This is a genomic window from Loktanella agnita, assembly GCF_046640325.1.
Lineage (GTDB): Bacteria > Pseudomonadota > Alphaproteobacteria > Rhodobacterales > Rhodobacteraceae > Yoonia > Yoonia agnita.
The window spans coordinates 118,792-144,638 of record NZ_JBJMBF010000011.1; the positions used below are offsets into that span (position 1 = coordinate 118,792).

A 25,847-nucleotide genomic window follows, 5' to 3' on the forward strand; every position below is an offset into this window, starting at 1 on the left:
TTAAGCCTCCAACACGTCGGCCACTGCGGCGGCCAATGTCTGAACGATCAGGTCGATTTCGGCCTCGGTCGCGGTGTACATTGGGGCCAACAACACATGATCCCCTTTCACCCCATCAACGCAGCCCTGTGACGGATAGGTCATGACACCACGCGCTTTGGCAGCCGCGCCGACCTTCATGGCAATGCCGTCGAGAGGATCAAAGGGCGCCTTGGTGGCCCAGTCAGCCACCAGTTCAATCGTCCAGAACAACCCGCGTCCACGGATGTCGCCCACGTTCGGATGTTGTCCAAAGGCAGCGCCCAGCCCTGCTTTCAATTGCGCCCCGCGGGTCATTACATTGGCCAACAGGTTCTCTTCTTCAATCACCTGCTGGACGGCCAAGGCCCCTGCTGTGGCAATCGCGTGGGACATATAAGTGTGCCCATTCCAGAGCTTGCCGCTGCCCGCCTTGACCACATCCACCACCTTCTGCGCGGCCAAGACAGCCGCGATTGGCTGGTATCCAGCGCCAAGCCCTTTCGCCATTGTCGTTAAGTCAGCGGCGATACCTTCTTGTTCCAGCGCATAGGTTGTTCCGGTGCGGCCCATGCCGCTCATCACTTCGTCTGCGATCAATAACACGCCGCGCTTGTCGCAAATCTCGCGGATACGCGCCCAGTATCCCTTGGGTGCGGGCTGCGTGCCCAGAGACGCGCCGACGACGGGCTCAGCGACGAAAGCCATCACTGTCTCAGCCCCCAGACGGGTGATTTCCGCATCCAAAAGACTGGCCATCCGCAGCGCAAAATCGGTCTCACTCTCACCATCCTGCTGCAAACGGTAAGGATAGGGGGCGTCGATGTGATTGACATTGATCAAAAGCGGGGCAAAGGGCGCGCGTCGTCCCGCATGGCCGCCCGTCGCCAAAGCGCCTAGCGTATTGCCATGGTAGCTGGGCTTGCGCGCGATGATGTGCTGGCGCTCAGGCTCGCTCTTTTCGATGCAATATTGCCGCGCGAGCTTTAACACGGCTTCCATCGCTTCGGAGCCTGACCCAAGGTACATGACCCGCCCCGCACCTGTCCCCTTGGGGGCTCTCGCCACAAGATGTGCGGCCAAGTCTTCGGCGGGTTGGTTGGTAAAGGACCCTGTGTGCGCAAAGGCCAGCGTATCAACCTGGGCTTTAATCGCTTCGCGCACCTTGGCATTGCTGTGTCCAATGCAGGACACAGCCGCCCCGCCACAAGCATCCAGATACCGCCGCCCCGTATCATCAATCAGGTAGCTTCCATCACCCGAAACAATCACAGGCAGTTCCGCATTGAGGTCTCGGTGGAATACGCTGCTTTGAGCCATCACGCTGTCGCCTTTTATGTCTTGCATATAAACGTATGTTTTGTATATTAAACGCATCCGGATTTCGCAAGGCAAAACTCTCATGACAGGCGCATTGAAAGGCATCACAGTCTTGGATCTGACCCATGTGTTGGCAGGTCCCTTCTGTGGCTATCAATTGGCGCTGCTCGGCGCGGATGTAATCAAAGTCGAAGATCCGCAAAATCCTGACTGCGCGCGCGGACGCGGGCCTGATGATGCGTTGAACGCGGCTGGGCTTGGGTTGAACTATCAGGTGCAGGGCGGCAACAAACGCAGCCTTGCGCTGGACCTTCGTCACCCTGAAGGGGCCGATGTTTTGCGTGCTTTGGTGCGGGAGGCCGATATCCTTGTCGAAAACTACACGACCGGCGCGTTGGACGACCTTGGTCTGGGCCATGACGCGCTAATGGCGGTCAATCCACGGCTGATCTACTGTTCGATCACCGGCTATGGGGACACGGGGCCACAAGCCGCACATGGTGCCTATGACAATGTCATTCAGGCCACCAGCGGAACGATTGCGCAATGTGGTGGGGTAAAACCTGGGGTGTCCTTTATCGACTATGCGACAGGTTACGCCGCAGCCTTTGCTATCACGGCAGCGCTGAACGGGCGCACGCAATCTGGTCGTGGCACCCATATATCTGTTTCTATGTTAGAGGTCGGGATGCAGATGATGGCACCAGAGGCTGCATTTGCGCAACATACGGCCCCCATATCACGCGGCAAAGAACCGGGCATCGCCAGCTATGACACCCAAGACGGGCGTTTGATGTTGGGTGCATTCCGCCCGGCGCAGTATCGCAAACTTGCGGCCATGCTGACACAGCTGGGTCACCCTGTTCCTGTCTTAGTGCAGATCAACGATTGGCCAGATGTCTGGGCCTTGGATGCAGAAACCAATGCCGTACTCAGCGAAATATTCATGACGGCGGATGCCGACACATGGGTCAGCCGTTTGCGCGCCGCTGACTTGCCCGCCGAGCGAATCAAAACCTTGTCCGAAGCTGTCGCGCTACCGCAACTCGCCGCGCGCGGCTATTTCCAGAATAGTCCCGAAACTGGCGTGCCCCTGCCCACAAGTGCGTTTCACATGAACGGTGCCCCAGCAACCATCCACAAAACCCCACCCACCCTTGGTGAGGATACCCGTGCGGTGCTATCTGAAATGGGGCTGGCCCCGCAGCAGATTGAGCAGCTTTATGATGCGGGGATTGTTAAATGACGCATCTCACCGCCACCCTTTGGACCGCACTGCCCGATGATCTACATCACCGCGGGGAGCCTTCAAACTGGGCGAAGATGACCCGCCCGGGACAGCCGATGCATTCGTTCCTGGAGGCCGCATTCTTCGATACGGATCACAATCTTTGGCTGTCTGATGTGCCGTATGGGCGCATCTTTCGCATCTCACCGGCGGGCGATTGGACCACAGTGCACCAAATTGACAGCGAACCGCATGCAATGCGCATCGCGCCGGATGGGCGTCATATCGCGGTTGACTACAAACATGGGCTGATCGAGCTGACAGGCGACACGTCTTACAATGTTCTCAGCACAGGCGAACCCGCATTCCTTGGCCTATCTGATATGACCTACGGCTCCGATGGCACATTGTGGTTTACCGACAGTGGCCGCAGCAGCCTGAGCAATCCTTGTGGGCGGGTCTACCGTTGGCAGAACGGTGATTTGCGGATGGTTCTGGATTGCGTGCCCTATTCCAATGGCATTGCGGTTTCAGTTGATAACGCATGGGTCTATGTGGCCGCGACCCGTGCCAATCAGGTCTGGAAGTTCTCGACCCGTCTGCCCGAAACGGGTCCGCCGATGGTCGGCACTTATTTGCAGCTATCCGGCGGGCTTGGACCTGACGGTCTGGCCTGCAATGCCCACGGCTGGCTTGCAGTAGCGCAGGCTCAGGCAGGCCGTGCCTATGTGTTTGATGCTCTTGGCGATCTGATTGCCGAGGTTCGCCTGCCGCGCGGTACGTGGACCACCTCTGTCGCGTTTGATCCCCGCGACCCGCAACGCCTTATCATTGTCGACGCTCAATTTGGCGGCGTTTTCACCTGCAACACTCCAGATCCCAGGACTTAAACCCATGCAAAAAGAAGACCTTCACGGCTACGTCCCCGCCATTGCCACGCCCTTTAACGCAAGCGGCGACATCATGGAGGACGCGTTTGTCGATCTGTTCGAATTTCTGCTGTCACGCGGCGCGACCTGCATCTGCATCGCAGGCGACAATGGTGAAAGCTGGGCCTTGAACGCAGCAGAACGTGGCCGTCTGGTCCGCTTGGCGAAAGACACCGCCAAAGGTCGCGTGCCTGTGATGATGGGCATCTCTGCGCCCACAATTGACGCATCGCTTGCCTATGTAAAAGCCGCCCAAGACAACGGCGCGGATGTATTGCTGTCCATGCCGCAGACCTATGTGCTCAAGGCGTCAGAGGCTGAACTGATGGCCCGTTTTGACAAGGTGTCGGCGGCCACCAAGCTACCCCTTGTGCTTTATAACTCGCCCCGCCGCATGGGGTTTTCGCTAACCATCGACCAGACAGAAACGCTGCTGAACAATCACAACGTTATCGGCATCAAAGAAAGCCAACGTGATTTCTTCTATCACACACATCTATTGGCGCGTTTGGGGGATAAACTGTCCGTCATGACGGGCCCATGTCATTATATCATGCCTGCCTTTGGTCTTGGCGCGAAAGGCTTTATCGCGACGGGGCCGGAATTCACCGACCTTCTCCCATCAGAAATGGCCGCTGTCGGCACATGCGCGCCGGACGACACATATCGCCACGCCCATTATCAGTTGACCGTATTATATGAATTGCTGATGGGCACAGGAACATGGCCAGCATCGTTCAAAGCGGCGCTGAACTTGATCGGCCAACCTGCCGGTGTGCCGCGTGATCCGGTCATGCCTTTGGCAGAGGCGGATATCGACAAGATCAAACGCACCTTTGATCAATTGGGCATTTCCTATTCATGATCCGATTGGTGCCAAACCACGCAGGCCGGATTGAACGGACCGCGCAGGTGACCTTCACATTTGAAGGTCAGCCCGTGCATGGACACGCGGGTGAACCCCTTGTCTCTGCGCTGCTGCGCGCGGGGCATTTGTCACTGCGTGAAGCACCCAATGATCAAGCGCCACGTGGCGCGTTTTGCTGCATGGGCCTGTGTCAGGAATGCACAGTGCGCATTCACGGGCAAACGATTGAGGCCTGCCGCACGTATGTCTCCGCTGACCTTATTGTCGAGCGTATCTAATGGCCGACCCCTATGATATCGCCATTGTCGGCGCGGGGCCTGCGGGTGGCAACGCCGCGCTGACGGCAGCCAATGCCGGATTACGCGTTGTGCTGCTTGATGAACAACCCGCCGCTGGCGGGCAAGTCTGGCGCGGGAAAGCCGCCAGCATCCTATCAGCCCCCATGACCCCCGAAACTAAAGCAGGCGACGCCCTGCGTCATGCGATCCACGCGAGCGAGGTCACACATCTCACTGATACCCGTGTCTGGGATATCCGCCGCGATGGCGAGAACTGGGCGCTGCAAATCCTTGGCAAGGACGCCCCAGAACAGATTACGGCAAAGGCGCTGATCCTCGCCACCGGCGCACGGGAATATGTTCAGCCTGTGAAGGGCTGGACCACGCCGGGCGTCATCGGACTCGCGGGGGCCACGGCGCTTTTCAAACAAACCCTGTCTTTGCCCGGTAAGAAAACTGTCGTCAGCGGCACAGGGCCGCTGGTGTTTTTTGTGGCCAGTGAAATTCGCCGTTTGGGCGGCACTGTTGCTGCAATTGTTACGCCAAATACGCGTACCGAATGGGCGCGTTCCTTGCCTGCGATGGCTGTGCAACCCAAGCTCTTGGCCCGTGGCGGGATCTGGATGGCGGACCTTATGTTAGCACAAGTGCCAATTCTTTGGGGCCATGCGGTGGCTGAAGTCTCGGGCGATGAACACGTCACTTCGGTGCAAACCCGCAACCTGTCTAAAGGCACGGACGGACCAACATTCGACGCTGATAGTCTGTGTTTGGGCAATGGGTTGGTCCCGCAGATCGAAGCGGCGCAAATGCTCGGTGTGCCCATCCACCATGACCCCGCCTTAGGCGGCTGGGTGCCCGAAGCACAGCCCGACGGCGCAACGCCCACTGATGGGCTGTATTTGTGTGGCGACGGTTGTGGTATTCGCGGCGCGCTTGCTGCGGGCGTTCAAGGCACCCTCACTGGCGCGCGCGTCGCCCGCGATCTGGGCAAATCGGCTGCCGCCCCGCCGGTCAGTAAATGGCGCCGCGCCGCGCGGTTCGGCCGAGCCATGACCGCCCTCAGCATTCCGAAACCGGATGTCGAGTCTCTCACCACGGACGATACAATTCTATGCCGTTGCGAAAGCTTGAAACGCGCGGACATCCGTGCTGAGATCAGTTCAGGTGCGGCCAGCACCAATGCGGTGAAATCGGGCCGTCGTGCAGGCATGGGGCCATGCGGCGGCAAATATTGCCAATCAGCAATCGCCGCCCTCATTGCCAAGGAAACCAGCAGACCTATCGCTGAAATCCCACCACCCACACCGCGCCCGCCCCTGCGCCCCGTTCCGCTGGGCGAAGCTGCCGGCGACTTCAATTACGACGATCTTCCAATCCCGAAACCGGCACCGCTATGAGCGATCAAACCACATATGACATCGCGATCATTGGTGGCGGCATCATGGGCTGCGCAACGGCCTTGCGGGTCGCCGAGGGTGGCATGTCTGCTATCGTTCTGGATCAAGGCGACCTCGGCCAAGGCGCATCTGGCGTGAATGCAGGCACTTTAAGCCTGCAAATCAAACGTGTGAAATTGATGCCCTACGCGCTGAAAGGTCATCACCTTTGGGAAGAAATGGGCGACGCCGTGGGCTTTGCCAAAACCGGCGGCTACACGCTGGCCTTCAACGCCCGCGAAGCCGAGATGTTGCAAGAGCGCCAGACATTGAAAGCCGATGCGGGCGCTCCGATTGAATTTGTCTCTAACAATCGGTTGCGGGCTGCTGAACCTAACCTGACCCAAAAGGTTGAAGCGGCGAGTTTCTGTGCCGAGGACGGCTATGCCAATTCGTCGCTCACTGGACAGTATTACCGTGGCCGTCTACGCGATGCGAGCATTCCTTATCGCGAGGGTTGCAAAGTCACCGCGATTGATCGCGGCACAGTTTTCACCCTGCAGACGCCGCAAGGCCCTACGCGCGCCACGCGCATTTTGCTCGCCGCTGGCGCTTGGCTGAAACCACTCGCAGCGTTGCTGGATGTTGACCTACCGGTCAACGCGCGGGTCAATACCGTGTCCGTCACCGAACGTATGCCAGCCTTGATGAGCAGCGTCATCGGTCATGCGACAGGCCTGTTGACGATGAAGCAGAAAGCAAACGGCACTGTTCTAGTCGGCGGCGGCTGGCAGGGTATTGGCACCCCCCAAGAAGGGCGCGGCACCGTCAACGCGGCGACCGTCAAACCCAATCTGGCGCTGGCGCAATATGCTGTGCCTGCCCTGGCCAAAGCCCGCGTGACCCGCAGTTGGACAGGGTTTGAAGCGAATGTTCCGGACTTCTATCCGCTCGCCGGTGCCTTGCCCGGTATTACTGATGCCTATGTGCTCGGCTGCGTGCGGGGCGGTTACACCATCGGCCCCTACATCGGGCAGTTGATGGGCGAGTCCATTCTTGGGCGAGAGCCCGAAATGCCCCTGTTCGATCCGGGGCGCGACTTTGAAAAGGACATGATATGACACAAGACCCAAGCCGTCTTGACGGGAAAACAGCGATCATCACCGGCGGAGGCAGCGGCATTGGTGAAGCGACTGCCCATGTATTTGCTCAGGCGGGCGCGACGGTCATCGTGACGGGGCGCCGATTGGAGCCGCTTGAAAACGTCGCCAAGGCCGTCGGCGGCCATGCGATTGCCTGTGACGTGTCCAACCAAGACGATGTGCGCGCGATGTTTGCCAAGGCTCACGCAATCACGGGCCGCGTTGATGTTTTGCTCAACAATGCAGGCGGCCCCGGTCCTATCGCGCCTGTGGCCGAGGTCGACATGGGCGACTGGGTGACCTGCATGAACATCAACCTCGTCGGGGCAATGTATTGCCTGCAAGAAGCAGCCAGAATCATGACAGTCCAAGGATCAGGATCGATCATCAATATGTCGTCGCTGATGGGTATTCAGGGCTATCCGATGCGCTCTGCCTATGTGGCATCGAAATTCGCGCTGATCGGGATCACCGAAACTATGGCCCGCGAACTTGGTCCCGTGGGTGTGCGTGTAAATGCGTTGATGCCTGGTGCCGTATCCGGCGAGAATATGGACCGTATCCTCGCCCGCCGGGCCGTAGCTGAAGGCCGCCCAGCGTCCGAGATTGAGCGCGAGAACTACACCGATGTTGCGGCCCTGAAACGCTGGGTCGCCCCAGAAGAAGTGGGCCGCGCCGCGCTTTATTACGCAAGCGACCTAAGCTCCGCTATCACCGGCGACAAAATGAAAGTGGATTGCGGCCGTTTCTAGCGCCACCAAGGGAGAATCCAAAAATGAACGTTGAAGCACTTACGCTACCATTGCCCCACGATTGGTTTGCAGCCCAAACCGCCCTGCCAAAAAATCGTTTTCGCATGTCAAAACTGATGGAAAACGGCGGCCCGATGCAGGGCCTCGCAGCACGGGTCGCGCAGGCGGCTGAGGGTGTTGATTTCGCCCCTTCCGACAGCACGTTGGACGGCGCACAGAAACTGTTCGACAGCTATTTTCTTGTGCAACGTGCGGCGGGTTCCCCGGTGGATATGCTGCGCGCGGCGATGGCGCAGGCCTTGCCGGTTTGCGTTGCCGACATCGAAACAGGCGCGGATTTAAGCGAAGAACAACGTGCCACGCTTGCCCGTGGCCTGCACCGCCTTGCGGATTGGGCGCTGATCCCAACGGCGATCCCAGAACATATACAGCCCAAAATCGACGCAGATCCGTTGTTTCGCTGGAAACAACAGCACCAGTTGTTCTTTCTGATCATCCACGGGATGCTTTATCTGTTGCATGTGCTGGAAGAAGCGCTGGACCGTGAACATGCCCCTGTGACCCAAGCGATCCTGACGGATTTCGCTGATTTGATGGAGGCTTCCACCGTGGCGTTCTGCCTTGCTGGTGATTTCTCACCCGAGGCTTACGAAACACGCATCCGCCCTGACATGACCGCACATGACCCGCATTTTTCAGGACTGTTTTACGCGGATCACAAAGAACTGGTCACCAGTCTGCGCGTCCTCAAACAGGTGCCCGACGATTTCGAGGAAGAGCTGGAGCGGATCAGCAACGCGATATCGGAAACTTACGACGTCCACGCGCGGGTCTGTCTGCGCTTTGTTGGTGACACTGCCAGCCTTGCGTCCAAGGACGACAGCCGTGTCGCTGCGGAAAGCATCCGTGGCAAATACGTCAAACGCACCAAAGTCATCGCGGGGCTGGCCAAGCCGCGCGGCTAGGCACCCCGCACAGGCGCAGCTTTGCGGTTTCGGTATTTCTCGGTGAGGTCAGCATCGGCGTCGGCCTCACCATAAGCCCCAAGGATCACCCCCTTGGTGCTGCGTTGGGATCGTGTCTGGCGCAACGTCTCATTCGTGATTGTCGTGCGCTGCGCGGGTCTGCGTGCCCAAGTATTCAGAGCGCTGGACAGCTGCGCCATCACACCGGCGTGGGCGTCGCTTTCGCCCAAATCAACCAGCTCATCTGGGTCATCATGCCGATCGAAAAGCATTGGACGAATGCCACCGCCAAATTCGATCAACTTGTAGCGCGTGTCCGTTACCATAAACAACCGCGCCTCTGCCGTGTCCAGATCAAGCCGCTTGGCCAGTGGCGTCATAGAAAAATCATATTCGCAAAAGGCATATTCGCGTAATTGCTTCTGCCCACGCAACAGCGGCAAAAGAGACTGACCTTCAAGCACATGGTCAAGGTCGGCACTATTGCCGCCTGCGATTTCGACAAAGGTCGGAGCGAGGTCAATCAATTGCACCAAAGCGTCGGATACTGTGCCACGCGTGCCATCGGCCTCAGCCGACGGATCATAGACAATCATTGGCACCCGCACAGATGTGTCATGGCAAAATGTCTTTTCGCCCAGCCAGTGGTCGCCCAGGTAGTCACCATGGTCTGATGTTACGACAATCATCGTATCATCCATCCGGCCCGTTTTTTCCAGCCAGTCAAACAGGACCTCCATCTGATCATCGCATTGCTTTATCAGGCCCATGTAAGCGCCCAGAACCTTGTCGCGCACCTCGGTCTGGGAAAAGGCTTGGCCCACCGGTGCCTTCATCATGCCGCCAAATACCGGATGGTCTGTTTGGCGTTCCGCGTCTGTGCGCACTACGTCCAAGAACTGTTCGGGCCCAAACATGTCATGGTAAGGGGCAGGCACGATATAGGGCCAATGGGGTTTGATATAGGACAGGTGGCAACACCACGGGGCATCGCCGCGGCTTTCGATAAATTCGATCCCGCGGCGCGTCAGATAGGGCGTTTCACTATCATCTTCAGCAATATTGGCGGGTTTGTCGCTGTTTTCCATGAACCAGCCGGACAGGACATTCCCAGCACCGTCATTTGCTGAATTGGCGTAGTCATGCCATGGGTTATCGCTTTCATACCCCTTGATGCGCAGATATTCGTTGTACTTCAGCGCGCCCCCGTCGTCATAAAACCCATCAGGGCCTTCAGGGCGCATCCCATCATCACGCTCAAACACATCAAACCCGCATTCGGACACCCGCGCGCCGATGACACTGTCTGGCTCAAGCCCCAGGCGCGCCATACCTTCGGCGTCGGCCTTCATATGGGTTTTGCCAACCAGCCAGCAGCCCATGCCGAGATCGCGCAAATAGTCCCCCATTGTACGCTCGCCCACCTTTAAAGGTACATTGTTCCAAGATGCCCCATGGCTATGGACATAACGCCCCGTATAGGTCGACATGCGCGACGGCCCACATAAGGGCGATTGAATATATGCGCGATCAAATCGCACACCCTTTGACGCCAGCTTGTCAATATTGGGGGTTTGCAGGTGTGGGTGGCCGTAACAACTTAGATAATCCCAACGCAGCTGATCGAACATAATGAAAAGAATGTTCTTGGGTTTCGCCATCACGCGCCCTTTTGATCCAGTGTTTCGCCATTCGGCACGCCCAGATTCGTCATATCTGCGTCCGCATTGGTGCGCTTCGACAGAAACCAGAATATCGATACAACAGACAAGACCAATAGGGCGACAGCAACAGGGCTGGTGTAGATATTTAAGAGGTTCCCGTTCAAGAGCGCAGTCGCCTGCGCCAAGGATTTTTCGAATTGCGGCCCAAGAAAGAAAGCGATGATGAAGATGACCATGGAATAGCCAAAGCTGTGCATCAGCAGACCGATGACTGCAAAGATCAGCATGACGCCGACACCAAACAACCCATTGGTCGCCATCGACACACCAACGAAGCACAACAGCAATGCGGATGAAAAGATCACGGCCTCTGGGGCCGAAACAACCTTGACCCACAGCCGCAGACCTACCTGCCCGACCCAGAGGTTGACGAAATTCGCCATAATCATCGCGCCGAACAGACCATAAACCAGCCGCCCCTGTGTCTGGAACAACAGGGGGCCGGGCTGCATCCCGTGAATCATGAACGCACTGATAATCAGGGCGGCGGTCACGCTTCCCGGGATGCCCAAAGTCAACAGCGGGATAAGATTGGCACCAACGACGGCGGAATTCGCGGATTCCGTCGCCGCGATACCGTGCAGATTGCCTTTGCCAAAGGTTTCAGGTTCTTTTGAAGATGCTTTTGTCATCGCATACGACATAAACGCAGCGGCAGTGGACCCAATCCCCGGCAGCGCGCCAAGGGCCGTGCCGATCGTTGCACCCCGTAGCAGCGTGTAGCGACAGGCCCAGTATTCGGCCCATGAAACGCGGCGGTCTTCGGGATTGCCTGTATCCGTCACCGACAGGCCTTTGCCATCGCCACCGCGCGATTCTGACATACGGCGCAAGATTTCCGAAATGGCCAGCATCCCGATGGCGACAGACGGCAGGGCAAGCCCATCAAACAGATCCCAATAGCCAAAGATCAGTCGCGGGGTGAAATGTTCGGGGTCGGTGCCGACGAACGCAAACAAGAGGCCCAAAGCCGCAGCAATCACCCCTTTAATCAAGGATTCACCCATCAGACCTGATATGATCGAAAAGGCAAAGATCATCAGGGCAACAATCTCGACCGGTCCCATTTTAAGTGCAAGGATCGCGAGCGGAGCGGCCACTGTGATCAGCACAACATCACTAAACGTATCGCCTGTAATTGAAGAAAAAAGCGCCATCTTGGTTGCCTTCAACGGCTTGCCCTGTCGCGCCAACGGATAGCCATCCATCGCAGTGGCAGCGGCATCGGGCGTGCCCGGCGTGTTCATCAAAACCGCAGGCACCGCCCCACCGACTAGCCCACCTTTGTTAACGCCGACGAGGAACGCGATGGCAGGTAGCGGATCAAGGCCAAAGGTAAACGGAATAGCGATAGCCATCGCCATCACTGGGCCGATCCCCGGAACCGCACCTACAAACTGACCCAGCACAACGCCGAAGACCACAAACAGCAGATTGATTGGGGTGAAAACATCGCCGAAGCCTGCAAGAATAATTGTAAAATCCACCATAGTGGCGTCCTATCCGGGCAAGCCCCGTTCCAGAAGTTGCGTGACAAGAAACCAGATCAGGGCGGGCATCAGTACGACCCCAAAGCCGAGCCATAGCGGGCGACGCTCACCGAGCATCAGCATGATGACAAGCGCAAGCGCGGGCGCGACATACAAAAACCCAACAAGGAACATCGCATAGATAGCGGCCGCCAAGACGACGATATAAGCGAAGGCCCAGACAAAAAACCGCATGTCAGGTGCGGTATGGTTTGTTGGCTTAAGAACCAGAAGGCCCCCACATATTGTGATGACCCAAGTCACAATAGTTGGCATGGTCTTAGGTGACAGGTTTCCGCCGTCGATGTCTTCGACGTATTCAGGGATCACAATGAAAAGCATTGCTAACCCGAAGAGCAAAAAGAACCCTCCGGTGAAACGATCTGCTGAAATGCTCATTTGCCCTCCCCTCCCGCAATGACGAATGCCCCGCAGCGCGTCCCCGCGGGGCATTCGCTTTTAGTTAGCGAACAGACGTTCGGCGTTTACAAGACCATCGGTCATCATCAGCTTGGCACCCTCTTGGCCCATGTTGACCGGATCACCCTGCACCGCGTTGCGTACGATCTCTGCGATCTCAGGCGACTGAACAGCCGCGTCAATCGCAGCGGCGATGGCCGCCGTTGCCGCAGGGTCGGACCCTGCCTTCATGGCAAGAAAGAATACCGCATCAACATAGGCGTCCACACCGGATTCGATGAATGTGGGCGTGTCTGGTGCATAGCTCAGGCGGGCCTGATTTGCGCTGGCGATGACCTTCATATCGCCGGACTCAAGGTAAGGCGCATGTTCGCCTGACGCAAAACCTGCCAGAACCTGACCACCGAGAATCAGGCGGATGACCTCGGCGCCGCCATCTGCGGTCACAAGGTTAAAATCAACGCCCGAAGCTTTGGTTGCCGCGTTCATCATCAGTACCTGCGGTGGCGCCATCGTCGCCACGGGTATATTGCCCTGCTCATCGGCATAAGCGATCATTTCTTCAAGATTGTCGAAGGGCGCATCGGCGCTTGCCACCAAAGCGAGCTCTGCCTTGGCAATCGTGCCCAGATAGTCAAAGCTATCGACGTCGAACGGCAGTTCATCCCCGCGCTGCACCAGTTGCACCAGCACTGGAATACCAACGCCCATGCCGATCGTGTGATTGTCGACAGGACGCTGCGACAAGCTGGTGAACATCGCCACACCGCCGCCACCGGGACGATTTTCGACGATCACATTCCACCCGGTCTGCTCTTTGATCACCTCGCCAAGAACGCGGCCCATCGTATCAGTGGAGCCCCCCGCCCCAAAGCCGATTTCAATCGTAATCGGTTGGCTTGGCTCCCAATCCTGAGCCACAGCGGGCGCACCCATCGCGATTAAGGCGGCTGTACTCAACGCCTTGAGTTTTGACGTAAATTTCATTGGTCTTCCTCCCTATTTATCGTCTATATTTTCGTTGTCTTGTTCAATCGCCAGCCGCTCCACGGCGCCAGCGCGCAAGGTCTCGATCTGGGCCAAAAGCCCATTCGGATCGACCAGAACATTGAGCGTCCTGGCTTCGCGTGCGGCCAGCGTCTGACGATCCTCATCAAGACCGTTAGAAAAGCCGTGGGTGGTCAGATGGACATCAATGCCGATACCCTGCGCCTCGGTGAGCGCGCGAACACGATCAAGACTTTCGATAAACGCCGCGACCTGCGGCGGCCCTTCGATAGCGTTAAGACCGAGACCACCAATGGTAATGGCGCGGTAGGTCTCATCGCCATCCTTCACGTCATAAAGATATGATGCTGTGCCCCATGTGTGCCCCGGCGTTTCCAATACGGTAAAATCATTGTCGCCCAGCGCGATCGTGTCACCATCAGCCACGACCCTCTCTGGTGCGATCATTTCCCATGCACGCGGCCCAGCCTGCGAGGCTGCGGCAGATTCAACAGCCTCATCCCACCCACCTTGGGTCATTATAAATGTTGCATTAGGCAAAAGTGGCTTCAGCGCAGATGCACCTGCCACATGGTCAAAATGCCCATGGGTCATCATCACATATTTGATGTCCGCCAGATCGGTGCCCGTTTTGGCAATATTGTCCAGCAGTGTCGGAACAAACGGACCATAGAGCGTATCAATCAGAACGCTACCCTCATCCGTGCGGACAAGCCATGCCGAAACCCAGCAAATCCCGACATAGTCGACATTATCGAACGCCGCCCACGGTGCGACGTATTGTGCATCTGGCGTGTTCAACCAGCGGCCCAGATTTGGTGGCATCTGACCGGTCCGGCCAAACGCGACAAACTCTGCGAGGATCTCGTCCGATGGGCACCCATCAAACAGCGCTTGAGCGTGCGCTGGCATGGATAAACCAACAGCAAGTGCCGCCGCCAATCGTTTTGCAGTTATCAGTTTCATCGTTACTCCCCCTAAAAACCCCTAACGGCCCCCAGTTGGTTCAACCGGGTCCGGTATGAACTTGCCTGGGTTCATCAGCCCAGCCGGATCCAAAGCCCCTTTGATCGCGCGCATCGCCGCCAACTGGCTGGGCTGTTTCAGTTTGGCCATCAGGTCCAGTTTGCTTTGACCAATCCCATGTTCCGCCGAGAACGATCCGTTCAAACGCGACAGCAAGGCAAAGGCCTCCTCCTTTGCCTCCGCAAGCGGCAGCGTGTTCCAGTCGCGACCTTCGGCAGCACTCAATGCGTAGTGCAGGTTACCGTCGCCGAGATGCCCCACAGTCAAAGGCCGAAATCCCATGCTCTCTACCGTAGTATCCATTGCCCCTACGAAGTCTGCAATTGCCGCCAGAGGCAATGAAATATCCATGTGATAGGCTGGACCGTTTTCGGTGATCGCTTCTAGAATCGACTCGCGCATCTTCCAAAGATCCAGGCGCTGTTGTTCGGATTGGGCAATCATCGCATCACTGATCGCACCGTCTTCCATCAACTCTTCAAGGGTCTCAAAAACGAGGCTTTGCAGATGACTTTCGCCCGCCTCATCCAACTCCGCATCGTCTTTGCGGTTCGAAGCAACTTCAAAGAACAATCCGGTTTCTGCGGGGGAATCCAACGGCCTGCGGGTATCAGGGAACGCCTGACAGATCACATCAACCGCCGACGCAGGCATGTATTCGTAAGCCTCAACGGCGCCGCCCGTTCTGTCTTGCATCGCGTTCAACACCCGAGGCGCATCAGCCAATGACGCAAGCGACAAAAACCCAGTGGTGCGGGTCAGCGGCATAGCAGAAAGCTTGAAAACCGCCGCTGTAATGATCCCCAACGTACCCTCAGCCCCGATCAGCAGGTTTTTCAGGTCATAACCGGTGTTGTCCTTACGCAGCCCGGTGAGAGCATTGATAATCGTGCCGTCGGGCATGACCGCTTCGATCCCAAGGCAAAGCTCGCGCGTATTTCCGTGGCGCACGACGTTCGATCCGCCTGCGTTGGTCGCTAAGTTGCCGCCGATTGTGCAACTGCCCTTGGCACCGAACATGAGAGGAAAAACCAGCCCGTGCTCTGTCGCTTTTTCATGTAGGGTTTCAAGAACAACCCCAGCTTCGGCAATGACGGTGCGGCCAGCAAGATCAATCGAACGCACAGCATTCATGCGCGAGAGGGACAGTATGATCGAAGCGCGACCAGCAACCGGAAGGCCCCCGCCACACAGACCGGTTTGACCACCCTGCGGCACAATCGCCCATCCCGCCGCCGCACAGATCTTCACAACCTCTGAAACATCTTCGGCACTTGACGGGCGCACAACAGCCAGGGCGTCGCCACGATAGACGCCGGTCCAATCTTCCAAAAATCCGGCCATGTCTGCGGGCTCGACAAGCACATGTGCCGCGCCGACAATCTCTCTGACCGCAGCCAAAGTTGCCGTTTGCGACAGGGCTTCGGTGTTCGATGAGCGCGTCTGTGTTCGAGACATGGCAGACAAAACAAGCTCCTCCCAAAGCCAATTCCAATCTACCATGTTACATGTTAGATTTCCTGTCAAGAAACATGGTATGCCTGTCCGCTTTTTGGCAAACTCGCCCTGTCACTTAAGGAGCTCTGCCGTGCAATCGATCAAACAACCAAAATCTCTGATGGAAGTCACGACCGACAGGATCCGCACTGCCATCGTTGCAGGTGAGTTGCCGCTGGGGTCGAAGCTATCCGAACAACGGCTTGCAGATATGCTTGGTATTAGTCGATCGCCGGTGCGGGATGCTCTCGCTGTGCTGCAAATTGAGGGGCTTGTAAACGTTTTGCCAAAACGTGGATCTTTTGTCTTCACGCCCGACATGCGTGACGTGAATGAGCTTTGCGAACATCGCGCCGTGCTCGAATCTGCGGCGATCAGAATGGGCATAGAGCGCAATTTCGACACGCTCATCGAAAATCTGGAAGTTGCATGCGCCACAATGGAACTTGCTTTGGAAAAATCAGACAACAAGGGCTATTCGGTGGCGGATGATCAATTCCATACGGCTATTCTAGACGCCTGCCAAAACCGCTCGATCATTAAGGCGTACAGCTACACTATCAGCCCCGCCAAAGCACTGCGCACGCATCTTTTTATGATACTCAATGAAAACACTGACCGCTCGATGGGACAGCATATCAGCATTTTGCAGGCGTGCCGCTGTAAGGATGCGGACTTGGCTGCACAGCATTTAAGCGAACACATCGGACATCTCGCAACTGCATTCAGCATTGGACATTCCAATCAGCCTGAAGCCACGGACATATTGCGGTGATAAATGCAGTCGCAATGTTCTCTATCGCTGCGCGCTTCCATGTTCCGATATGCGTAGAGTGAACGCCATACTTCTTGGACAACTCCGCCAGCGTCATCTCCTCGCGGATCGCCTCAAGCGCAACCTTGGCTTTGAATTCTCCCTCTCATCAAACGGCGTTTTAACTGCCGGGCAGCGGGACGAATGGTTCTTTCGTTTCTTCATTTCGGATCGTCACTTTCTTCATGCGATCCACCTTAACGGCAGGACCAAATTTCCGCGACCACCTCTGTGTGCTGCACGAAGGAACAGCCCCATGACTTGTAAATATCGCTGTGGGTGCCAATGCGGTGAACCTCGACCAAATTCCAGATATTATTGACGATGCACTGGAGTACGACAAAAGCAATTTGCACATAGGATTTCGACACCCCCAAAATATCTAGTTATGCGGAGCTAACCTCCGGTGTCATTCTACTTGTGCGCGCGACCAAGCGCTTGAAGAAAAGGTAATACAGCACCGGTGCCGCGATCATTGTCAGAACAGATGCGAATGCCAGTCCGCCCATGATTGTCGCGGCCATGGACTGGAAAAACGCATCCCACAACAGCGGCAACATCCCCAGGATCGTCGTCGCCGCCGCAAGAAAAACCGGCCGCAACCGTGAGGTTGAAGCCGTGACGATAGCCTGTTCCAAAGGCATGGTTGGGTCTGCTGCGCGTGTCAGGTCAATTTCCTCGACAAGCACTATGCCGTTCTTGATCAACATTCCGGAGAGTGACAACAAACCGAGCAAAGCAGTGAACGTGAACGGTAGCCCCGCCCCTAGCAACGCAAGGCTGACGCCGTTGACAGACATCGGCACCAACAGCCAAATGATGATTGGCTGGCGTAACGCGTTGAACAGCAGGACGGTGATCAGCACCATGATGATCATGCTCAACGGAAGTTGCGAGCCAAGAGAGGCCTGCGCATCAGTTGAGCTTTCATATTCGCCGCCCCATTCCATGACATAGCCGTCCGGAATTTCCATATCTTCGATTGTGGCGCGCACTTCGGATAGGACTTCCGTTGCAGTCATGTCGCGTGGGATATCCGCGCCTACAGTAATGACGTTGGTGCGGTTGCGGCGGAACACCAGCGTATCTTGAGGTTCGAACCTGAAGCCGTCAATCACCTGTGCCAACGGAACCAACGCCGCATTGCTATCCGAATAAATTACATGATCGATCAACGACAAATCCGCATCTGGCGCGGTGCGCAGGATGATGGGGATTTGCCGATCCCCTTCGCGAAAAATGCCACCAACGCTACCTTCGGTGGCAAATTGCAAAACTCTGGTGATATCGGATCGTGAAATACCGGACTCTTGAGCACGGTCTTCGGCATAGATCGGCCGCAGCACCAGTTCCTTTTCACGCCAGTCATAGCGGGGCGACATGATATTGGGCGACGACGCGCGCAAACGCTCAACAGCTTCATCAGACAAATCGCGCAGGACTTTAGGATCAGCGCCGGAAAACCGAATTTCGATCGGGGCACCACCGCCGGGGCCAAAAGCCAGACGTTTGACGCGGAATTCACCTTGCGGCACGGCCTCTAGGGCGAATGCCTCTAGCTCGTTCATCTCATCTTCGATCACGTCGAGCGAAGTGACACGCACAATCAGGTGGCCGTAGCTGGGGTTCGGATCTTCGCTATCATAGGTCAGCATGAAGCGCGACGCGCCCATGCCTGAATATGACGTCACCGCGACCACGTTGTCGCGTTCAATCAGCCAGTCTTCAAGGACCTGCATATCATCTGATGTCTGATTGATACCCGCACCTTGGGGCAGCTTGTAGTTCACAAAGTAGAGCGGTGTGTTGCTGTCTGGAAAGAACTGCTGCTTGATTTGACCAAACATCACGTAACAGACAACCGTTGTGCCGATCAGCACGACAAGCACAAGCCAACGCAGTTTCAGACTGACACGCAGAACGCTGGCATAGCCACGGAACATCACCCCGTCATAACCCCCACTGCCACCTTCTTCGCCTTGACGGAAAAAATAGTGCCCAAGCAAAGGCGTGACCGTGATCGCAAGAACCCATGACAACAGCAGCGAAATTCCAATCACCGCAAACAGCGAGAACAGAAATTCACCCGTGGCATCGGGGCTTAGTCCAATGCCGGCAAAGGCCATGATACCGATCACTGTCGCACCGAGCAGCGGAATTTGTGTTTTACTTGCGGCCTCTGTTGATGCCTCACGAGAGGTCTGGCCGCGCTGCATATTGATCTGCATGCCTTCGGCGACCACGATGGCGTTATCCACCAGCATCCCCATGGCGATAATCAGCGCGCCAAGCGAAATGCGTTCCATCTCGATTGATCCGAGCGCCATGAAAAACAACGTGCCAACGACGGTTAGCAACAGCGTTGCACCAACTACAACAGCAGCACGCCAGCCCATAAAGATCGCCAGTACGATGATTACAATCGCTACCGACATCGCAAGGTTTACCAAGAAAGTGTTGGACGCCTCTTCGACGACAACATGTTGCTGATAGATCGGCTCGATTGAGACACCTAAGGGAATAGAGGCCTTGAGTTGTTCCAATCGCGCATCAACAGCGTGGCCAACCTCGACAATGTTTTCCGAGGCAAGACCTGCAACCCCTAGGCTGAACGCCTCGACACCGTTGTGTCGCAGGATCAGGTTAGGGTTGTCTTCGCGGCCGCGATAGACATTGGCGAAATCGGACAAATTGACGACTTGCCCGCCGACACCAACATCCAGCGCCGCAATGGCCGATACGCTATCCGACCCTTCGGGACGTTGCAGCAGTGTGCGCCCTTCATCGTTTTGAATCGATCCCCCGTCGACAATTTCATCCGCGTTGGCAAGGGCGGCTTGCATCATCGCTGGCGGAATACCCAAAGACGTCGACAAGGCCAGATCAGGTTCTACATAAATGCGTTCGTTAGGATTGCCCGAAATCACCGCATCCGCCACACCATCGACCGACAACACCTCGAGCCGTAAAAAATCTGCAAGATCATTAATTTCGCGGTCACTAAACCCGGGCGCTGTAATCGCGTAGTATAATCCGTAAACGTCGCCAAAACTGTCGTTAATAAACGGAGACGTGGCGCCGCTTGGTAGCTCCGCCTCGCCGACACGGTTGCGTAATTTGGTCCAAATCTCGGGCAATTCGCTGCCATCGTAATGGTCCTGCATTTCGACAGTGATCCAAGATAGCCCAGGTTGGTTCATTGTTTCGATCAGGCGGACTTCACCCATCTTTTGAATGGCCGATTCAATCGGTTCGGACACTTCAGCGGCGACTTCTTCTGCGGTTGCACCGGGATATTGGGTAACGACAATTGCCACCTTGATGGTGAATGAAGGATCCTCAAGCCGCCCAAGAGAAGAAAACCCCCAGATGCCGCCGAACAGGCACGTCAGGATTACAATCCAAGTGTAAATCGGGTTGTTGATTGAAAAGCGTGCGATATCCATAATCCGCTCTTAGCCCCCGAAACCAGTGAACCGGCGGACGTCGTCGCCATCCGTCAAAGAGGAGGCGCCAACTGTCACAATCTCCTGCCCGACCTCAAGACCTGAAACAATTTCGACTTTGCCGCGCTCTGTGGCCGCAATTTCGACTGCGGTCAGCGTCACTTGTCCGTCGAGATCGCCCGTTGGCGTGAACACCATGACATGCGTGGACCCGTCGTTAGCAATAACCACGGCCGAGGCAGGCACCGAAATTCTGGAAACACCCGTTGCTAACGTTGTTGTAACTTTAGCCGAGGACCCGGGCCAAACGGTTAACCCCTCTGTGGGTGCCATGCCAAGCGTGATGGAATAGGTCTGGCCCACGGTCGCCGTTTCGGCATTCACCTCTCGGACTTCAAGTGGATAGCGGTTTGGATCACCTGTAAACTCGGCGTAAATATCGACATTCGGGTTACGACCGGCCTGCCGGAAAAGGGTCTCGGGGACCTCGATTTCAATCCGAAGGTCTGACATATCGTGCAACCGCACAACAGGGGTTCCGGCTGCCGTCGTCGAAAAATTGGGCACCAGACGCGACGCCACCAATGCATCAAAAGGCGCAACAAGGGTTGCTTGCGCCAAAGCCCGTTCAGCATTACTCACTGCAATGCGCGCCAATTCGACTTGTGTTTCGGCGTCCTGCACGGCTGTCGGGCTCACGACGTTTCCTTCAAGCTGACGGTAGCGATCCAACGTCCGCGCGGCTTGCTGGCTATTGACCAGCGCTTGTTCCAAGGCCAGTTCAAACGGCACGAGATCCAGGCGTGCGACCAAGCCACCCATGGGAACATCCGCACCCTCATCCAGTGGAAATTCGACGATCTGTCCCGAGACCTGAAACGCCAAGTCTACAGTTTCTCTGGCCACAACGTGACCAAAGAAAACGCGGCTAAGGCCGGAACCGATTGCATCAACGGACTCAATCTTGACGATTGGTGTTTGCGCCAAGCTGATGTTTGGAAATGCTAAAACTGCTGTGATGGCAATTGTTCGTAGTGCGAGATGTATCCGGTTCACGTTGAGCTCTCCTTGCTGAGATAGAATCATGGACCTATCACAAAAACCCTCATCTAAACTGAACCGTTCACTTATGCACCTGGGAATGATGTGTCTTGACATTTAAAGACAAAAATTTGTCGTTTAAGGACATAACATATGTTATCCGCGCCTACGCCCTACGGGGCTACATTGACGTCATGCAGGCATTGGATATTTCCTACGCCAACGTGCTGAGCCAATTCGCAATCAGCGCTGAAATGCTGAACTATGAAGCCGCACTTCTACCGATCGGCGCTATGTGCGGACTGCTTGAAGCCAGCAGTCTGGTAGCAAAGTGTCCTGACCTCGGCTTGCGTATTGCCAAATATCAGGATCATGAAGTTCTGGGTATACTTAGGCTTATCATGATGAACGCAAGCACCCCCGCTGAAGCCTCCAGCATTGTTGCGCGCTTTATTTTCTTTCAGGGAACGGCGCTCCGGATCGATATGCAAGACCCTGGCCTGCTTATTCCCAACACGGTTTCCATCAACTTCTTATCGATGGAATTTCGGTGTGTTGGATTGGCCCATACAGCATAAATACATTTCGATTTAGGTCCAACTACGCCAAAAGATTAGGCTTTCAAGGTTTCTTGAAAATGGTCATGACAGACTCGAAGGCAGAGAAAAAAGGGGTTTATGGCGGAGGGAACGGGACCTCCGTCTAACCTTCTCTATACTGAGTAGTCCTGTTAAATGTCACTTAGAACTGACCCGGTATTTTCACCGAGATTTGACCCACCCTCAGTTATGCGTCGTGGTTTATGACGCGGTCAATGTTTTGGTCTCGTTCTGTGTTTTCTTTGCAGCCTCAGCGCTGGCCTTGAAGCGGTAGCTGTCGTTGCCGGTTTCGAGAATGTGGCAGCGGTGCGTTAGCCTATCGAGCAGTGCGGTCGTCATCTTTGCGTCTCCAAAGACCTGTGCCCACTCTGCGAAGCTGAGGTTGGTGGTAATGATGACGCTGGTACGTTCGTAGGGCTTGCTCAGCAGGTGGAAGAGCAGCGCCCCACCAGATGAACTGAACGGCAGATAGCCGAGCTCATCCAAGATGATCAAGTCGACTTTCGTCAGCATCTCAGCCAGCTTCCCTGCCTTTCCGAGTGCCTTTTCCTGCTCCAGCGTATTGACCAATTCCACGGTCGAGAAGAAGTGGACCTTGCGCCTGTGGTGCTCAATGGCTTGGACGCCGATTGCTGTAGCTGTGTGGCTTTTGCCCGTGTCAGGTCCACCGATCAGCACAACATTCTCGGCCGTTTCGATAAAATCGCACCGATGCAACTGACGTACTGCCGCTTCGTCAATCTCGCTGGACGCAAAATCAAAACCGCTGAGATCCTTATACGCTGGGAAGCGGGCGATCTTGGTGTGGTAGGCGATCGACCGCACTTCGCGTTCCGCGATTTCAGCTTTGAGCAGATGTGACAGCATTGGCGTAGCAGCTTCGAATGCTGGCGCACCCTGGGCAACCAAATCTTCCACAGCATTTGCCATGCCGTAGAGCTTGAGACTGCGCAGCATGATGACAATTGAGGCTCCGGCTGGATCATAACGCATGGCGCTTCTCCCCAGATTGTCTCAGGCCATCATAGCGATCGACGTTTGCTTCTGGCGTTGTCTGCAGTGTCATTGCGTCCGGCGGGTCGACCTTGGGATGATCTGTCGGCTTGCGGTCAATCAATCGGTGCAGGTCACAAGTCCAAAATGTGCGTTTTGGTGGGCACACCCGCGTCCAGCGCTAATTCTACCGCGCACAGGACGTCTTCCTCATTGTGCTGGAGAACCAATGACAGGATGTTGACCATTTCCCGGTCGCCACCTTCCTTGCGCAGCATATGATCCTGTAACTGGCGGAAAGCATCCGGCATCTCGATAAACGGCGCGCCATTGCTCAGGGCCCCGGTTTGCGTTGAATGACAGCCAGATAGTGACGCCAGTCATAGATGACCTTGCCAGGTTTGCGGTGAGACCGATCAATGATCCGCGCATGTTCAAAAACCGTTTGCCCCTCAACGACGACAACCAGCCGTTCGGGATAGACATGCTGAACCGCCCCGGTTTTACCGGAGAGTTTCTGGTTCAATAGTTATGCCGCTTTTTCAGTGGCGCTCAAGTTTGCGTAGTATGCCTCCTTTTTTTCTTGCGGCGTGACATATCCGATGGCGCTATGTAGGCGTTCGGTGTTGTACCAGTTAACCCATTTCATCGTTTCCCATTCGACTTGTCCGACTGACTTCCATGGGCCGAGGAAGTTGATGACCTCGGTCTTGAACAGGCCGATGATGCTTTCGGCCAGGGCGTTGTCATAAGAATCTCCGACGCTGCCGACAGACGTGTTGATGCCGGCCTCGGCCAGACGCTCAGTATACTTGATCGACAGGTATTGCGATCCGCGATCCGAATGATGGATCAGCTTGTCTGTCCCGGACGGCGCCCGCTGACATATGGCCTGGTTCAGGGCGTCGAGAACAAAGCCTGTGGTCATTGAAGTCGACACACGCCAGCCGACGATCTTGCGGGCAAAGACGTCGATCACGAAAGCGACATAGACCATCCCTTGCCAGCTTGAGATATAGGTAAAGTCACTGACCCAGAGCTGGTTCGGCATGTCCGCCACGAAGATCCGGTTCACCTTGTCATCAGGACAGGGCTGTGCTGCATCCGGGTTGGTCGTGATGACGTGTCTGCCGCGCACAACGCCTTGTAACCCGGTGGTTCGCATCAACCGCTCCACAGTGCAACGGGCGATGTCGCGTCCTACCCGGCGCAGGGCGTGCCAGACTTTGCGAGCACCGTAGCGGCCGCCACTCGCGCCATGAACACGCTTGATTGCGGCTTCGTCCAACGTGTCACGCTTTGCCCGGGAAGACGCCAGGCCAGGGTCTTGTTTAACCGCCTTGTGTGCGTAGAACGTCCCCTCTCATCGTTTGCTTTGCAAAACGACTGCCGGGCAATGGATGATGCGATCTTCAGAACCCGGCAGATCGGCCCGACACCAAAGACACTTCGGAGCTCTTCAATAAAGGTGGTCATCGCTTGAATGGGCGGTCGAGCTACGCCGCCGCGAAATATGCAGACGCTTTCTTCAATATCTCATTGGCGGTTCGAAGCTCACGGTTCTCCCGCTCCAATTCTTTGATCCGATCCTTTTCGGCGTTCGCCAGCCCGGCCCTTTGTCCGGCATCACGCTCGGCCTGCTGGCACCAGAGGCGCAGACTGTCTGGCCAACAGCCGAGCTTCGGCGCAATCGCACGGTATGCAGCGCTATCGCTGGTGTAGTCGGCGCGGTTCTCTTGAAATAGCCGAACGCCGCGTTCGCGAAGCTCAGCCGGATAGGCGGGGGTGAATCGTCTCTTCGTCATAGGACTCATCCTTTGAGGGTTTTACTCTCCGGTAAACCAGGGGCGGTTCAGTCAAATCTAAATCCAGTGCCCAAAGACTTGTGTTGAGAGGTGGGTTGTTCGGCAGTCGCTCTTTGGCAAACAGATCACCCCACGACGGGCCGCCACATACGACCTACGACCGACTTTGGCGGCGAGCAGCGAAAACAAATTAGGCGCGGTATGGGTTTGCCGGTGCATATCAAGAGGTGCCCCAGATTGCCCGACTTCAGGACCATCTTCCGCATAAGCTGTCAAGCTCTGTGGCGCAGAAGCTCGCGGGGGTCATTTCAAAAGTTGCCCTGGGACTTCAGCGGCAGCGCGCTGAGGTCCTTGCCGCCAGACATCTCAATTCATTTCACCCGTAGATTGAACTTCTGAAATCAAGAATAAAGGCCATCCCATATGCCAGACCTTCACAAGGACACCGACCAACTGAAGACCCAAATGACAGAGCTGATCGGGCTACTGACAGCCGTCCTCTACAGCCACGAAGACCGAGACGTCGCGGCAAACTTGTAAGCACTGGTCGCGGAATTCGAAGGCATCCGCACCCGGATGATGCGCCACGCAACAGCGATGGAAGCACTCATACCCCGCGCGACGCGCATGGAGCAGATGATCCAAGAGCAGGATCAGCTGAAAGCAATGATCACGCAGATCAGGAAAGAGACGTCTTGGGTCCGACACCAGTTGGAAGCGACCATCGATGGGTAGGCCTGCTTGGCTTTGTGATCAGATCGGCCAAACAAACACTGCCTGAACGCACATGGCGAGCCGGGATTTCCACCGTGGACGGCGAGAAAGTCGGCATTTTGTCTGGTGATGGTTGGCGACTGACCACACGGGAGCCCGGCAGCTGGGTGGCTCGAGACCCTGCTGACAGAGATATCCTCGCCTCCATTGGAGGCGATTTTCATTCGGTTCATGAATTCCGAGAACCAGGCCTCGGGATCAACCCTGACGCCGATTTGCCCGATTTCATGTCATAGAGAATAGTCGGTTATCCACATAATTCGGCCCAAAAATCCGCGCGGGGCGCAGAAAA

The 25,847-nt window shown here is 56.1% G+C and carries 21 protein-coding genes, 2 pseudogenes and 1 other annotated feature; of the genes and pseudogenes, 11 read left to right on the forward strand and 12 right to left on the reverse strand.

Annotation, left to right across the window (positions count from 1 at the left end; all coding sequences use genetic code 11):
- On the reverse strand, positions 1-1,338 hold the full coding sequence (locus ACJ5NV_RS13765; RefSeq protein WP_411644566.1) for an aspartate aminotransferase family protein: 1,338 nt from the start codon (positions 1,336-1,338) through the stop codon (positions 1-3).
- Between the two features lie 82 nt (positions 1,339-1,420).
- Here ACJ5NV_RS13765 and ACJ5NV_RS13770 point away from each other — a divergent pair, with 82 nt between their 5' ends.
- Genes ACJ5NV_RS13770 through ACJ5NV_RS13805 form a run of 8 tightly spaced genes read left to right on the forward strand, consistent with a single transcriptional unit; the run spans position 1,421 to position 8,879 of the window.
- The gene (locus tag ACJ5NV_RS13770; protein ID WP_411644567.1) at positions 1,421-2,584 is read left to right on the forward strand and encodes a CaiB/BaiF CoA transferase family protein; all 1,164 of its coding nucleotides are present in this window, start codon (positions 1,421-1,423) and stop codon (positions 2,582-2,584) included.
- Entirely contained in the window at positions 2,581-3,456 is an 876-nt protein-coding gene (locus ACJ5NV_RS13775) for an SMP-30/gluconolactonase/LRE family protein (RefSeq protein WP_411644568.1), read from the forward strand. The genes ACJ5NV_RS13770 and ACJ5NV_RS13775 overlap by 4 nt, the downstream gene beginning before the upstream one ends.
- A 4-nt stretch (positions 3,457-3,460) precedes the next feature.
- Positions 3,461-4,360: a dihydrodipicolinate synthase family protein gene (locus ACJ5NV_RS13780; RefSeq protein ID WP_411644570.1), complete on the forward strand. Its 900-nt coding sequence runs from the start codon at positions 3,461-3,463 to the stop codon at positions 4,358-4,360.
- The gene (locus ACJ5NV_RS13785; RefSeq protein WP_411644572.1) at positions 4,357-4,641 is read left to right on the forward strand and encodes a 2Fe-2S iron-sulfur cluster-binding protein; all 285 of its coding nucleotides are present in this window, start codon (positions 4,357-4,359) and stop codon (positions 4,639-4,641) included. Before ACJ5NV_RS13780 ends, ACJ5NV_RS13785 begins: the two co-directional genes overlap by 4 nt.
- Positions 4,641-6,041 carry an FAD-dependent oxidoreductase gene (locus tag ACJ5NV_RS13790; protein ID WP_411644574.1) on the forward strand — a complete coding sequence of 467 codons (1,401 nt, stop codon included), beginning with the start codon at positions 4,641-4,643 and terminating at the stop codon, positions 6,039-6,041. The genes ACJ5NV_RS13785 and ACJ5NV_RS13790 overlap by 1 nt, the downstream gene beginning before the upstream one ends.
- Complete coding sequence (locus ACJ5NV_RS13795) at positions 6,038-7,141, forward strand: NAD(P)/FAD-dependent oxidoreductase (protein ID WP_411644576.1); 1,104 nt, start codon at positions 6,038-6,040, stop codon at positions 7,139-7,141. The genes ACJ5NV_RS13790 and ACJ5NV_RS13795 overlap by 4 nt, the downstream gene beginning before the upstream one ends.
- Positions 7,138-7,914: an SDR family NAD(P)-dependent oxidoreductase gene (locus tag ACJ5NV_RS13800; RefSeq protein ID WP_411644578.1), complete on the forward strand. Its 777-nt coding sequence runs from the start codon at positions 7,138-7,140 to the stop codon at positions 7,912-7,914. Before ACJ5NV_RS13795 ends, ACJ5NV_RS13800 begins: the two co-directional genes overlap by 4 nt.
- 23 nt (positions 7,915-7,937) lie before the next feature.
- Positions 7,938-8,879, forward strand: a complete 942-nt coding sequence (locus ACJ5NV_RS13805; RefSeq protein ID WP_411644579.1) for a hypothetical protein — start codon at positions 7,938-7,940, stop codon at positions 8,877-8,879.
- Here the strand turns inward: ACJ5NV_RS13805 and ACJ5NV_RS13810 are convergent.
- The 6 genes from ACJ5NV_RS13810 to ACJ5NV_RS13835 are packed head-to-tail and all read right to left on the reverse strand — an operon-like array spanning position 8,876 to position 16,044.
- Positions 8,876-10,540, reverse strand: coding sequence for a sulfatase-like hydrolase/transferase (locus tag ACJ5NV_RS13810; RefSeq protein ID WP_411644581.1), 1,665 nt, complete (start codon positions 10,538-10,540; stop codon positions 8,876-8,878). The two genes, ACJ5NV_RS13805 and ACJ5NV_RS13810, sit on opposite strands and share 4 nt — an antisense overlap.
- Positions 10,540-12,093 (reverse strand): tripartite tricarboxylate transporter permease, encoded by a 1,554-nt coding sequence (locus ACJ5NV_RS13815; protein WP_411644583.1) that lies wholly within the window; start codon positions 12,091-12,093, stop codon positions 10,540-10,542. The genes ACJ5NV_RS13810 and ACJ5NV_RS13815 overlap by 1 nt, the downstream gene beginning before the upstream one ends.
- Positions 12,094-12,102: 9 nt before the next feature.
- Positions 12,103-12,531, reverse strand: coding sequence for a tripartite tricarboxylate transporter TctB family protein (locus ACJ5NV_RS13820; RefSeq protein ID WP_411644585.1), 429 nt, complete (start codon positions 12,529-12,531; stop codon positions 12,103-12,105).
- Positions 12,532-12,591: 60 nt separating this feature from the next.
- Complete coding sequence (locus tag ACJ5NV_RS13825; RefSeq protein WP_411644587.1) at positions 12,592-13,539, reverse strand: Bug family tripartite tricarboxylate transporter substrate binding protein; 948 nt, start codon at positions 13,537-13,539, stop codon at positions 12,592-12,594.
- A gap of 12 nt (positions 13,540-13,551) precedes the next feature.
- The gene (locus ACJ5NV_RS13830) at positions 13,552-14,526 is read right to left on the reverse strand and encodes an MBL fold metallo-hydrolase (protein WP_411644590.1); all 975 of its coding nucleotides are present in this window, start codon (positions 14,524-14,526) and stop codon (positions 13,552-13,554) included.
- Positions 14,527-14,547: 21 nt separating this feature from the next.
- Positions 14,548-16,044, reverse strand: a complete 1,497-nt coding sequence (locus tag ACJ5NV_RS13835) for an FAD-binding oxidoreductase (RefSeq protein ID WP_411644627.1) — start codon at positions 16,042-16,044, stop codon at positions 14,548-14,550.
- 130 nt (positions 16,045-16,174) lie between these two features.
- Here ACJ5NV_RS13835 and ACJ5NV_RS13840 point away from each other — a divergent pair, with 130 nt between their 5' ends.
- Positions 16,175-16,858 carry a GntR family transcriptional regulator gene (locus ACJ5NV_RS13840; protein ID WP_411644592.1) on the forward strand — a complete coding sequence of 228 codons (684 nt, stop codon included), beginning with the start codon at positions 16,175-16,177 and terminating at the stop codon, positions 16,856-16,858.
- Positions 16,859-17,283: 425 nt separating this feature from the next.
- Here the strand turns inward: ACJ5NV_RS13840 and ACJ5NV_RS13845 are convergent, their stop codons facing one another.
- Entirely contained in the window at positions 17,284-20,343 is a 3,060-nt protein-coding gene (locus ACJ5NV_RS13845; RefSeq protein ID WP_411644594.1) for an efflux RND transporter permease subunit, read from the reverse strand.
- A 9-nt stretch (positions 20,344-20,352) separates the two neighbouring features.
- Positions 20,353-21,501 (reverse strand): efflux RND transporter periplasmic adaptor subunit, encoded by a 1,149-nt coding sequence (locus ACJ5NV_RS13850; protein WP_411644596.1) that lies wholly within the window; start codon positions 21,499-21,501, stop codon positions 20,353-20,355.
- Between ACJ5NV_RS13850 and ACJ5NV_RS13855 the strand changes: the two genes are divergently transcribed.
- Positions 21,495-21,962 (forward strand): AraC family transcriptional regulator ligand-binding domain-containing protein, encoded by a 468-nt coding sequence (locus tag ACJ5NV_RS13855; protein WP_411644598.1) that lies wholly within the window; start codon positions 21,495-21,497, stop codon positions 21,960-21,962. The two genes, ACJ5NV_RS13850 and ACJ5NV_RS13855, sit on opposite strands and share 7 nt — an antisense overlap.
- 222 nt (positions 21,963-22,184) lie before the next feature.
- Here the strand turns inward: ACJ5NV_RS13855 and istB are convergent, their stop codons facing one another.
- The 3 genes and pseudogenes from istB to ACJ5NV_RS13870 form a co-directional block, all read right to left on the reverse strand.
- Positions 22,185-22,976: an IS21-like element helper ATPase IstB gene (gene istB, locus ACJ5NV_RS13860; protein ID WP_411644599.1), complete on the reverse strand. Its 792-nt coding sequence runs from the start codon at positions 22,974-22,976 to the stop codon at positions 22,185-22,187.
- Positions 22,966-23,460 (reverse strand): annotated as a pseudogene (locus ACJ5NV_RS13865) (IS21 family transposase); the annotation flags it as partial. The pseudogene ACJ5NV_RS13865 and the gene istB, both read right to left, overlap by 11 nt.
- A 45-nt stretch (positions 23,461-23,505) precedes the next feature.
- Positions 23,506-24,781: pseudogene (locus tag ACJ5NV_RS13870) on the reverse strand (IS3 family transposase).
- Positions 24,378-24,494: a sequence feature (AL1L pseudoknot), on the reverse strand. Its footprint overlaps the pseudogene before it by 117 nt.
- A 576-nt stretch (positions 24,782-25,357) precedes the next feature.
- On the opposite strand from ACJ5NV_RS13870, the gene ACJ5NV_RS13875 reads away from it, so the two are divergent.
- The gene (locus tag ACJ5NV_RS13875) at positions 25,358-25,516 is read left to right on the forward strand and encodes a hypothetical protein (RefSeq protein WP_411644600.1); all 159 of its coding nucleotides are present in this window, start codon (positions 25,358-25,360) and stop codon (positions 25,514-25,516) included.
- The last annotated feature ends 331 nt before the right edge of the window (positions 25,517-25,847 follow it).